Annotated in this window: 5 protein-coding genes; 1 reads left to right on the forward strand and 4 read right to left on the reverse strand. The window is 60.0% G+C overall.

What is annotated here, in order from left to right; translation table 11 throughout:
* Positions 1-81 precede the first annotated feature (81 nt).
* Positions 82-6,030 (forward strand): DUF5801 repeats-in-toxin domain-containing protein, encoded by a 5,949-nt coding sequence (locus ABH909_RS18690; protein WP_429435980.1) that lies wholly within the window; start codon positions 82-84, stop codon positions 6,028-6,030.
* Between the two features lie 124 nt (positions 6,031-6,154).
* On the opposite strand, the gene ABH909_RS18695 is transcribed toward ABH909_RS18690, so the two are convergent.
* The 4 genes from ABH909_RS18695 to ABH909_RS18710 form a co-directional block, all read right to left on the reverse strand.
* Complete coding sequence (locus ABH909_RS18695; protein WP_429435982.1) at positions 6,155-6,898, reverse strand: response regulator transcription factor; 744 nt, start codon at positions 6,896-6,898, stop codon at positions 6,155-6,157.
* A gap of 538 nt (positions 6,899-7,436) precedes the next feature.
* Positions 7,437-8,816 (reverse strand): TolC family outer membrane protein, encoded by a 1,380-nt coding sequence (locus tag ABH909_RS18700; RefSeq protein WP_429435984.1) that lies wholly within the window; start codon positions 8,814-8,816, stop codon positions 7,437-7,439.
* A gap of 2 nt (positions 8,817-8,818) precedes the next feature.
* Complete coding sequence (locus tag ABH909_RS18705; RefSeq protein WP_429435986.1) at positions 8,819-10,132, reverse strand: HlyD family type I secretion periplasmic adaptor subunit; 1,314 nt, start codon at positions 10,130-10,132, stop codon at positions 8,819-8,821.
* Positions 10,113-11,894: a type I secretion system permease/ATPase gene (locus tag ABH909_RS18710; protein WP_429435989.1), complete on the reverse strand. Its 1,782-nt coding sequence runs from the start codon at positions 11,892-11,894 to the stop codon at positions 10,113-10,115. The genes ABH909_RS18705 and ABH909_RS18710 overlap by 20 nt, the downstream gene beginning before the upstream one ends.
* Positions 11,895-12,125 lie beyond the last annotated feature (231 nt).

Raw genomic sequence — 12,125 nt, forward strand, 5'->3', positions numbered from 1 at the left:
TGCGCATTTTCCGGCGCTTGGTCATAGTTGTAGAGGTCAATGGTCAGACCTCAATGACCGCAATTGCTCGGGAGAAAAATCATGGCTATTGCAATCACAGGCGAGGACGTTGCGCTGGACGAAACGGTCGGGCTACAGAACGCCACCGCCACGCCAACCCCTGCAGGAGACGCTGACGACAACGACATTCTGGTGGCCTCCCTGCCCTCGACCTTTTCTACTCGTTTGACCGCACTGGGTGCCGGTACTGCAACGGGTGCAGCGTTGAGTGGCTATACCGGCGCCGTGGGTGATACGGGCAGCAATGCATTCACCATCACCGGTGGAGCCAGCATTACCGACATCAGCTTCGTCGACAGCGCTGGCGCACCACTCGATGGTCTGGACAGTGGACTGGATACCCTCGATGGCACCAGCATCCTTCTCTATACCGATACGGACAACAACATTCTTTTGGGCCGAGCCGGGGGCCCAAGTGGCGCCATCGTATTCGCGGCCTACATCGAAGAAACCGGATCGCCGGTCACCGGCGGCAAGATCTGGACCGTGGAATACCAACCGCTCAAGCATCCAGATGCGACGAATCCCGATGATTCGCTCAATCTGCTGGATAAGGTGTTCATCGGAGCCACTCAGGACCTGGAATTCAGTCTGACCAATGCGCCTTCCGGTCAGAACCTGTTCCTGATGTTCACGAAATTGAACCCGGCCACTGAAACGGTAGATGGTGTCGTGCGGATCACGGATCCCACCATCATCGCCACCGGCAAAGACCCCGCAGACCAGTCAAGCGGTGCCAATATCAACACTGGCGACACCATCAATACCAGCCAGGGGGGTGGCCCGACCACCATCGGCACCAATAACCAGATGATTGTGGAACAGGAAGGCATCCGCTTTTCGTTCGTCACCGGTGCCAGGCAGGATGTGACTGTTCCCAATCTGAGTCAGACCGAAGCGGATGTTGAGTCCAACATCGACTTTACCAGCGTCTACAATACGACCTCGGCCAATTTCGACGTCGTGCAGTTGCAAGGCGGCAAGAGTGCCGTGGTAAAAATCAGCGCATTCAACACTGCTGCTGAACCTGGCGTGAATTTCGTCAACGGCTATGCAAACGATACGCCGGTTGCCATCACCAATGTGCTCGTCACCAACATCAGCACCGGGCTGGTGATCGAGAATTCAGACGGTTCGGTGGATGATCCGAACATTAACATCAGCTTTTCCGGTGGGGTTGCAACCATCACTGGCGTTCTGGCCGGTTACCAGATTGGATACACCACGACGTCGGACCACAACCGCGTACTCATCGAGAACGGCGCGGCCGTCGATGCCAGGGGCAATGACCACGCCGATTTTGATATCGGCGGCTTCACGCTGAGCCAGGCCTCTAGCACGATCGCCGAAATCGGCTCCAGGATGATCTTCGAGGACGACGGCCCGAGCATCAGCGCCGCCGGCGACGAGCCAACACTGACGGTGGACGAAACGGTACTGGCGACTGACGCCACCCAGAGCTTTACCGCCAACTTCAGCTCGGCGTTTGGCGCGGATGGCGCGGGTACGCTGACCTATGCGCTGGGCGTCACGGCCGGGCCTTCCGGGCTGACCGACACGGCCACCGGCGAGGCGGTCAACCTGTCGCTCAACGGCACCGTGGTCGAAGGCCGCACGGCCACCACCAACCTGCTGGTGTTCACGGTCAGCGTCGCCGCCAACGGTGACGTCACTCTCGATCAACTGCGCGCGGTGGTGCATCCCGATGCGACCGATCCCGATGACGCGACGACGCTGTCGGCGGACAATCTGGTCACGCTGACGGCGACCATCACCGACAAGGACGGCGACAGTGCCCAGGCGACCCTCAACATCGGCCAGAACCTGGTGTTCGAGGACGACGGCCCGAGCATCCACACCACCGGTGACGAGCCAACGCTGACGGTGGACGAAACGGTGCTGGCGACCGACGCCACGCAGAGTTTTACCGCCAACTTCAGCTCCGCATTCGGCGCGGATGGCGCCGGCACGTTGACCTATGCGTTGGGCGCGACGGCCGGCCCTTCGGGGCTGACCGACACGGCCACCGGCGAGGCAGTCAACCTGTCGCTCAACGGCACCGTGGTCGAAGGCCGCACGGCCACCACCAACCTGCTGGTGTTCACGGTCAGCGTCGCCGCCAACGGTGACGTTACCCTCGACCAGCTGCGCGCCGTGGTGCATCCCGATGCCACCGATCCCGATGACGCGACGAGCCTGAGCTCGGACGATCTGGTAACCCTGACCGCCACCATCACCGACAAGGACGGCGACAGTGCCCAGGCGACTCTCAACATTGGGCAGAACCTGGTGTTCGAGGACGACGGACCCAGCATCCACACCACCGGCACCGAGCCCATACTGACGGTAGATGAAACGGTGCTGGCGACCGACGCCACGCAGAGCTTTACCGCCAACTTCAGCTCCGCGTTTGGCGCGGATGGCGCGGGTACGCTGACCTATGCGCTGGGCGTCACGGCCGGGCCTTCCGGGCTGACCGACACGGCCACCGGCGAGGCAGTCAACCTGTCGCTCAACGGCACCGTGGTCGAAGGCCGCACGGCCACCACCAACCTGCTGGTGTTCACGGTCAGCGTCGCCGCCAACGGTGATGTCACCCTCGACCAGTTGCGCGCCGTGGTGCATCCCGACGCCACCGATCCCGATGATTCGACGACGCTGTCGGCGGACAATCTGGTGACCCTGACGGCCACCATCACCGACAAGGACGGCGACAGTGCCCAGGCCACCCTCAACATCGGCCAGAACCTGGTGTTCGAGGACGACGGCCCGAGCATCCACACCACCGGTGACGAGCCAACGCTGACGGTGGACGAAACGGTACTGGCGACCGACGCCACCCAGAGCTTTACCGCCAACTTCAGCTCGGCGTTTGGCGCGGATGGCGCCGGCACGTTGACCTATGCGTTGGGCGCGACGGCCGGCCCTTCGGGGCTGACCGACACGGCCACCGGCGAAGCGGTCAACCTGTCGCTCAACGGCACCGTGGTCGAAGGCCGCACGGCCACCACCAACCTGCTGGTGTTCACGGTCAGCGTCGCCGCCAACGGTGACGTCACCCTCGATCAGCTGCGCGCCGTGGTGCATCCCGATGCGACCAACCCCGATGACGCGACGACGCTGTCGGCGGACAATCTGGTGACCCTGACGGCGACCATCACCGACAAGGACGGCGACAGTGCCCATGCAACCCTCAACATCGGGCAAAACCTGGTGTTCGAGGACGACGGCCCCAGCATCAGCACCACCGGTGACGAGCCAACGCTGACGGTGGATGAAACGGTGCTGGCGACCGACGCCACCCAGAGCTTTACCGCCAACTTCAGCTCGGCATTCGGCGCCGATGGCGCCGGCACGCTGACCTATGCGCTGGGCGCGACGGCCGGCCCTTCCGGGCTGACCGACACGGCCACCGGCGAGGCGGTTAACCTGTCGCTCAACAACGGTGTAGTCGAAGGCCGCACCGCCACCACCAACCTGCTGGTATTCACGGTCAGCGTCGCCGCCAACGGTGACGTCACCCTCGATCAGCTGCGCGCCGTGGTGCATCCCGATGCGACCGATCCCGATGATTCGACGACGCTGTCGGCGGACAATCTGGTAACCCTGACGGCCACCATCACCGACAAGGACGGCGACAGTGCCCAGGCGACCCTCAACATCGGCCAGAACCTGGTGTTCGAAGACGACGGCCCAAGCATCAGCACCACCGGCACCGAGCCAATACTGACGGTGGATGAAACGGTGCTGGCGACCGACGCCACCCAGAGCTTTACCGCCAACTTCAGCTCGGCATTCGGCGCCGATGGCGCCGGCACGCTGACCTATGCGCTGGGCGCGACGGCCGGCCCTTCCGGGCTGACCGACACGGCCACCGGCGAGGCGGTTAACCTGTCGCTCAACAACGGTGTAGTCGAAGGCCGCACCGCCACCACCAACCTGCTGGTATTCACGGTCAGCGTCGCCGCCAACGGTGACGTCACCCTCGACCAGCTGCGCGCCGTGGTGCATCCCGATGCGACCGATCCCGATGATGCGACGAGCCTGAGCTCGGACGATCTGGTAACCCTGACCGCAACCATCACCGACAAGGACGGCGACAGTGCTCAGGCGACCCTCAACATTGGGCAGAACCTGGTGTTCGAGGATGATGGACCGAGCATCAGCACCACCGGCACCGAGCCAATACTGACGGTGGATGAAACGGTGCTGGCGACCGACGCCACCCAGAGCTTTACCGCCAACTTCAGCTCGGCATTCGGCGCCGATGGCGCCGGCACGCTGACCTATGCGCTGGGCGCGACGGCCGGCCCTTCCGGGCTGACCGACACGGCCACCGGCGAGGCGGTTAACCTGTCGCTCAACAACGGTGTAGTCGAAGGCCGCACCGCCACCACCAACCTGCTGGTATTCACGGTCAGCGTCGCCGCCAACGGTGACGTCACCCTCGACCAGCTGCGCGCCGTGGTGCATCCCGATGCGACCGATCCCGATGATGCGACGAGCCTGAGCTCGGACGATCTGGTAACCCTGACCGCAACCATCACCGACAAGGACGGCGACAGTGCTCAGGCGACCCTCAACATCGGGCAGAACCTGATATTCAAGGATGACGTCCCGTCACTTGCATTCGGCAACCTGATCGGTACCGGTAGTGTCCTGCCGCAATTCGGCTTCTGGAATCATTCGGCCGGCGCCGATGGGTTGGGTGCGGCCGGGTTGGATATTTCGGTGAATAGCTCGTTCACCCTCGTCAGACCTGACAACACCACCACGACCGGGACCGCCACGCTCACCGAGCTGTCACCCTCACCGGACGGCAATGGCGCGTACCAGTTCGCCGGGACGTTGACCGGTGACTTCGACAACAACGCCGCCACGGCGGATACCAGCGTCGACTACACACTAACCGCGTTTGCCGATGGCCGCTATGCACTGGATCTGGTGCAAGGCTTCAGTTCGGAGATCGTGCTCAGCACTGCCGATGGCGCGCTCGGTGCCGGAGGCCCGGATCCCGTACGCACGTTGTTAATTCCAGAGCAGGATCCGCCGACTATTCCTTCGCCATCTGAGGAGGTTGTGTTCTTTTCCGCGAAGGCACTTGCGTCGACTTCGGACATTCTGAGCGGTATCGGACTCGGAGAACCCGATCCTACCGAAGCCACGCTACAAACCAACCCCCTGCCCTCGTACATCGACCCGTCGGCCATGAACGTGAGCACCGCCGGCATCGGCGTCGCCAATAACCTGTTCCAGGGAGACGACCTGGCGGCCATCGGCGTTGACGATGAGAGTTTTGTCGTCAATCCGGAGAGCTTGCTGACGGGCATGAGGGTCTTCATCGACAACTCCGTGGGAGGTTACAACACGGCAACCGAGGACCTGTACTACAGGGCCTACTATGAGGACGGCACGTTCTCGGACCTCATCGAAGTGAACACCCTGACGCCGGAGGCAGGCGGACAGGTATCCTTCCTCATTGAGAGCGATGGCACGAATCTGATCGACGCTGTTCAGCTCACGATGGCCCGAGGCGAGATCAAGATCCCGACGATCCAGTTCATTCAGGAGAGCGAGAGCCTGGCCAGCGATGTCCAGCTGACGTTCAACGCGACGCTGACCGACAAGGATGGGGACTCGGCGACGAGTACGTTCGACGCCAACCTGTTCGCCAACGACTTGACCGGCACCTTCGACTTCACGCTGGCGGGCACGGGCGGTGAACGGGATGCCTTCAACGTCGATTTGTCAGTCGATGAGAACCAGTACCAGGTCACCGGCTTCGATGCGGACGCAAACCTGCGAGACACTCTGGTGCTCAATGGCGACCAGAGTGCGGTTGTCCAATCGATCGACATCAGCGGTGCAGACAGCATCGTCACGGTTGCCGAAACGGGCGGACAAGTCACGACCATCACCTTGGTCGGGGTCGATCTTCTGAGTAGCGACATTGTTTACGGCAGCGTCTGAGAAACGCGCGTAGTAAAAGAATGCGAGGGTGGCGCAGACCACCCTCGCATTCTTTTGTCAGTTCCAATATGCAGATCCGCACGCTCTCACCAAACCCGGCACTTTGCGGCAGGCACCCAGGGTGTCAGATCGTCTTGTTTCGACGTGAAACCAAATCCAGTTCCACCCACGTGGACTCGGGTGGTTTTTCGTTGTTGGTGAGTCCGTGCTTCAGCGCATACATCAACAAATCGATGCGATTGATCAGGTCAAGCTTTTGGTAAATGTTGCTGAGGTGGTTGTGCACGGTGTGTTCGCTGATGCCCAGACGTCCGGCGATGCTCATGTATTTGGCGGACGGATCCCCGACAATGGCGCGAATCAATTCCCTCTCGCGTAGCGTCAGCCGCGCCTGTTTTGCCTGCTCCAGATTGCATTTCAAGTGAATATTCCCGGTCGCGGCATAGCCGGAAAGCCCACCGGCCCAGGCTCTATCCAGCCCGGTGTCGCGATGATGGACTGTGATGATGGCCTGGATAATTGATTCCGTCGGGTCTTCCGCCAGCACGATACCCCGTGCGCCCGCCTCTATTGCCTGGGCAACGGGGATCGCTTCGTACAAGCCCTTGAGCACCAGCACTTTCATTTCGGCGTTGCGGGTGAGCCCCGCAACGACTTCCAAAGGATTCAGCGCATCTGGAAAGAAACTGAAAAAAATCACATTGGGGCGCAGCTGATCAGCAAGATCCAGCGCATTGGTATAGGTGGTGGCCTGGCCGCTCACTTCCATCTGAGGCTTTCTGGCATTGATCAAATCTTGAAGGCCCATGAGAACGAGGGGACGACAATCGACCAGCATCACACGTATTGGTTTTTTGTGGGTCGTCATATTTTCCTGACTCCCTTGAAGAATTAATGACCTCCCTCCCTTGGCCTTCCTGAATCAGCAGCTCACTCACTTGCCCCACCGTGATCGAAGGACAGATGCGAACGCCGACAGGCCTTAGCGGTGCCTGCCCGGTTATTCTATTTTTTTGGGCCCTTCCACTGGCTTCACAAGCAGGGATTGCGGGCGTTTCCAAAAGCCGGGCAAAGCTATCGAGGCAACATAAATAGGAATAATCATCAATAACTTGCGCGTGATGACGTGCTCCCTCGAGCTGTTCAACTGAGTCTAGGCCAGACCAGCACACTGCCAGCACGCCTATCCGCCAGTCGTCGACTCGTGCCTTATGCAGGCAGCCCGACTGCTGTTAAAAACACCAATTTAATCTATTAGAATCAATGTCTTAGGCGTTCTGAGGGTGACTGCGATCAAAGTCTGATTGCGATCGAAATCGTCAATTAACCGACAAATGGTTTCTGCACAGACGTAATCGCAATACTGGCGTCAATTTGTCGTCGATACAGTCGGTGTTGCGGCAGGATCAGGGGGATGTGAAGTTCTGGCTGGAACTGCCGGCGCCCAACCAGCCATTAACGCTTTCGACACTTTCGGCAGGCAGCTTTCCCGCCCAACGATTGAGGGTGAGGACATTCGTGACGAATTCGTATTGCGTCTTGAGCAGGTCACGACGCGCCCGGAATTCGTTGCGTACGGTGGCCAGTACATCGACAGCATTGACCATGCCGTAATCGAGCGCTTTCTCTGCCGCCACTCTGGACAGCTGTGCCGAAGCCAGGGCATTGCGGCTCGCACTGATTTTTTCTCCGCTCGAATTGGCGGTCAGGTAAGCGCTGGTGATCTCCTTGACCACCCGGCGCCGAATCGCTTCCAGCTCCTGCTCGGCGGTAATCTGATCCTGATAAAGCCCACGCACCCGCGCCGAGGTCGAGCCGCCACTGTACAGAGGCACCTGCACGCCAATCCCGGCGACATAGCTGTCGGTGCGCGGCGCCAGGGCATTGTTGTAGCCCTCGTTGGTCTGCTGCGCGCTCAGCGTAAGGCTCAGAGTCGGATAGTGCCCGCCCTTGCCACTGCGCAACGCCGCGCCCGCTGCCTCGACGCCGCTCTCGTTGGCCTTGAGTGCCGGGTTCAGCGCTATACCCTCGCGCACCCAGGAATCCAGACTCTGCGCCGAAACCCGCAGTTGCACGTCATCGCGAATCCGGTTGAGCTTCTCCTTGACCGGCCGACCGACGATCTCCGCCAGCGCCTCGCGACTGATACTGGCCTGGTTCTGGGCATCCAGTTCTTGCGCCGCCAGCAAATCTACCCGGGCCTTGAGGTCGAGCTGATCAGTAATCAATGCCAGCTGCTTTTCGTATAACGCATTGACTCGGTCCAGGCTCTTTTGCGTAGTTCGACGCTCTGCCCTCACCAACTCCAGTTCATCCTCGGCGGCCAACGCGGCGAAGTAACGCTGCGCCAGGTCCACTGTGGCCTCGGCCTGAGCATCCAGCGCCTGGGATTCGGACTGACTGGCCAGGCTTTTGAATTTTTGGTAGTTCTCCCACGCGGCCTTGTTGTAGAGGTACTGACGCAGCACCAGGCTGTAGTTTTCGCTATCGTAACTTTGCTCCACCAGGTCGCTCTCCTGATGAATCCGATTCGTCCCGGCGTTGAGCGATACCTGCGGGAACAGCGCACCCATCGCCTCACGCTGATGTTCCTTGCCCGCCTGCGCTTGCGCATAGGAGGCCAATACCCGCGGATCTTCCAGCCTCGACTCACGGTACAACTGCATGAGGTCGGTGGAAAACGTCGAGGCGCTGACCCCGGTCGGTGTTGCCGCAAGGGTTTGTGCCAGAGCGGTTCCCGCTGCAAGCATGAACACACCGCCCAGCAGAACTGCCGACGCGCTCATGGTTATTCCTCGATCATCGATTGAGCCATGGCATCGCGAGCCGGCTGCATCAAATACTGCAACAACGTGCGTTGCCCGGTGATGATCAAGACGTCGGCCGGCATCCCCGGCAACAACTTGCGCTCACCCAACGTGCGTAAGCCCTCCTCGGTTACCCGCACCCGCGCCAGGTAATAAGCCGTCCCGGCCTTTTCATTGACCAGCCGGTCAGCCGACACGCTGCTGACCTCACCTTCGATCACGGGAGTGGTCGAGCTGTTGAACGCGCCGAAACGAATATCGGCACGCTTGCCGATGGCGACGCGATCAATATCCACCGGCGCCACCTGAGCCTCTATGACCAGCTCGGAAACCGATGGAACGATATCCAGCAGCGGCGTCGCCGGGCTCACCACACCACCGATGGTGTGCACGGTCATGCCAATCACCATGCCCGCGTCGGGTGCGCGGATCACAATACGACTGAGCCGGTCTTCCAGGGACGAGGTTTTCTCTTGCAGGTCGTACATCCGGGTCTGAACCTCGGCCAGTTCCTTGACCACCTCGGTATTGAAATCCTTGTCGATTTGCAGAATCTGCAGCTGCGTTTCATTGATCTGCAGACGGGTCTTGTTAATGGCGGAACGGTGATCGGCCACCTCCGACCTGAGCATCCCCAGCTTGCGTTCCTGCTCGAGCAGACGTTGTTTATCAACGAACCCTTGCTTGAGCAGGTCGGTCAATTCAACGATTTCACCGCTGTAGGATTTCTCCAGATGAACCTTGGCAGCAATCATCGATTCCAGTCCCTTGATCTGTTGACTCAACTGGCCAGTGCGCTCGCGCAACACCGAGATCTGACCCAGCCGCGAGCGTTGCCTGGCGTTGAATACCTGAGTCTCGCCCTGGCGCGCCTCCACCCCTCGCAGACTGTCTGGATCGGCTATCTCGCCAAAGCTGATCGCCGACTGTGTGTCGCGCTCAGCCCTGAGCCTTGCCTCCATGGCTCTGGTCGCAACCAACTGACCTCGGGTCATCTCGTATTCGAAGCGCAACTGGGCATCATCAAGAATGATCAGCGGGTCACCCCGCTTGACGATGTCACCGTCATGGACCAGTACCTCTTTGACGATGCCGCCTTCAGGATGCTGGACCGTTTTGCGGTAGGTCTGCACGGTGACCACCCCCGGCGCGTAAGCGGCACCGTCCAGGGGCGCAAGCGCCGCCCAAGTGCCGAACAGGCCGAAGGTTACCCCGACAATAGCAATGCCCAGGCGGCGGGCTTTACGATCAGATATCGGCAGGCCGGCGAAGCTTTCAATTTGACGACTGGGCATCGTAGGGTTCATCAGCATCGCCCTTGCTGGTTTTGACCGAAGCCATGGTGGCGCCTGCCGACATGGCGTGCTTTTGTGCCTGCTGTTTCTGCGCGAGTTCGGCGAGTACTTGCTCGCGTGGCCCGTAGAGACTGATAACCCCTGCGTTCATCACCATGAGCCGGTCCAGTTGCGACACGATGTTGGTTCGGTGGGTAATGACAAACAGGGTCGCACCGCTCTGCTTGATCTGCTGGATAGCTGCCACCAGGGCGCGATCACCGACTTCGTCAAGATTGGAATTGGGCTCGTCGAGAATAATCAGGCGCGGGCTGCCATACAGGGCGCGGGCCAGGCCGATGCGCTGGCGTTGCCCTCCCGACAGCGTGAGGCCTTCACTGCCGATGACGGTGTCGTAGCCATCGGGCAATTGCAAAATCATTTCGTGAACGCCAGCGGTCCTGGCAGCCTGAATGACTTTTACCGAGTCAACCTCGGCGAAGCGGGCGATGTTCTCGCTGATGCTGCCTTCGAACAGCTCAATGTCCTGGGGCAAGTAACCTATATACGGTCCAAGTTCATCTTTATCCCACGCGCTGATGTCCGCGCCATCGAGCCGGACCACGCCGTGCAGCGGAACCCATACCCCCATCAAGCCCCTGGCCAGGGTCGATTTGCCCGCGGCACTGGGCCCGATGATGCCGACAACGCAACCGGCAGGTACGTTGAAACTGATGTTGTTGATGATCGGGGTTCTCGAACCGGGTGCCGCAACCACCAGATTCTCCACCTGCACATGGCCCTGAGGCGCAGGCAATGACATACGCTCGGGCTGAGCCTGTTGTTTGTCGAGGATGTCGTTGAGACGGCCGTATTGCGAGCGAGCCGCAATAAAGCCCCTCCAACTGCCGATGATCAGATCGATGGGCGCCAATGCACGCCCCAGTAGCACGGCGCCGGCAAACACAAGGCCTGCCCCCACTTGTTGATCCACAGCCAGATATGCCCCCAGCCCCAGGATCAATGATTGCACCAGGATCCGGAACGTCCTGGAAATCGTGCTGACAATGGCACCTCTATCGCTGGCCTGGGCCTGTAGCAACAGAACATTTCTTTGCCGGTGACCCCAACGATCCATCAGGGTTTCAAGCATGCCCATGGACTCGATGACTTCAGCATTGCGCAGATTTTTCGTGGTGTAGAGCGTCGCGCCGATATGTTCCTTGTTCGCCTGGGCCAGCGCGGGCCCCGTCAGCTTCTCATTGATAAACGCGAGCAATAACAACAGCAGCGCACTGCCCGTCGCTACCCAGCCAAACCAAGGGTGAAACATGAACATCACGGCGATGTAGATAGGCAACCAGGGCGCATCGAAAAAGGCGAACAAGCCATTACCGGAAAGAAACTGCCTCAAACCCGTCAAGTCGTTGAGCGACTGGGCCGAGGCATCCATCCCACCGCTGTCCAGCGCCCGTTTGAAACTGGCCTTGTAGACCTGGCGACTCAGCAACACATCCAGTCGGGTACTGACCCGAACCATGATGCGCGAACGGATCCATTCCAGGGAGCCAAGCGTGATGATTAGCCCGGTCATGATCAGTGTCAGCATTGCCAGGGTTGTCAGGCTTCCGCTGGCCATCACTCGCCCATACACCTGCAGCATGTAGAAGGTGGGAACGAGCATGAGTGCGTTGATGAAAAAGCTGAAAAAGCCAACAGAAATAAAGCTGTCTCTACAGGCTTTCAACGCATTTTTCAGGCTGTTTTCAGGTGTGCTTCGCATTGAAACCCCTGCTCGCAAAAACCATCTTCTGGAGCTTAGATCATGCCGAAGGACTGTGTGTAGCAATCGGCCGGATCGCCTCAAACAACGAGCATTACCCATGCCACGACTCGGGCAGGAAGCACTCGACGCGAGGTTCAGAGAAGCTTCGGACACATGATTACTGGCCAGACCGCATTATTTCCAGGTAGTGCCCCTCCCGCTGACCGCAATCCGATGGCCGGCACCGAC

This window comes from Pseudomonas sp. BS3782 TE3695 (assembly GCF_050435305.1).
In the GTDB taxonomy this organism is placed as follows: domain Bacteria; phylum Pseudomonadota; class Gammaproteobacteria; order Pseudomonadales; family Pseudomonadaceae; genus Aquipseudomonas.

Bases quoted from the DNA above. Each gene is read 5' to 3' on its own strand.
- ABH909_RS18695 (WP_429435982.1), bottom strand. From the start codon at position 6,898: ATGACGACCCACAAAAAACCAATACGTGTGATGCTGGTCGATTGTCGT.
- ABH909_RS18710 (WP_429435989.1), bottom strand. From the start codon at position 11,894: ATGCGAAGCACACCTGAAAACAGCCTGAAAAATGCGTTGAAAGCCTGT.
- ABH909_RS18705 (WP_429435986.1), bottom strand. From the start codon at position 10,132: ATGCCCAGTCGTCAAATTGAAAGCTTCGCCGGCCTGCCGATATCTGAT.
- ABH909_RS18700 (WP_429435984.1), bottom strand. From the start codon at position 8,816: ATGAGCGCGTCGGCAGTTCTGCTGGGCGGTGTGTTCATGCTTGCAGCG.
- ABH909_RS18690 (WP_429435980.1), top strand. From the start codon at position 82: ATGGCTATTGCAATCACAGGCGAGGACGTTGCGCTGGACGAAACGGTC.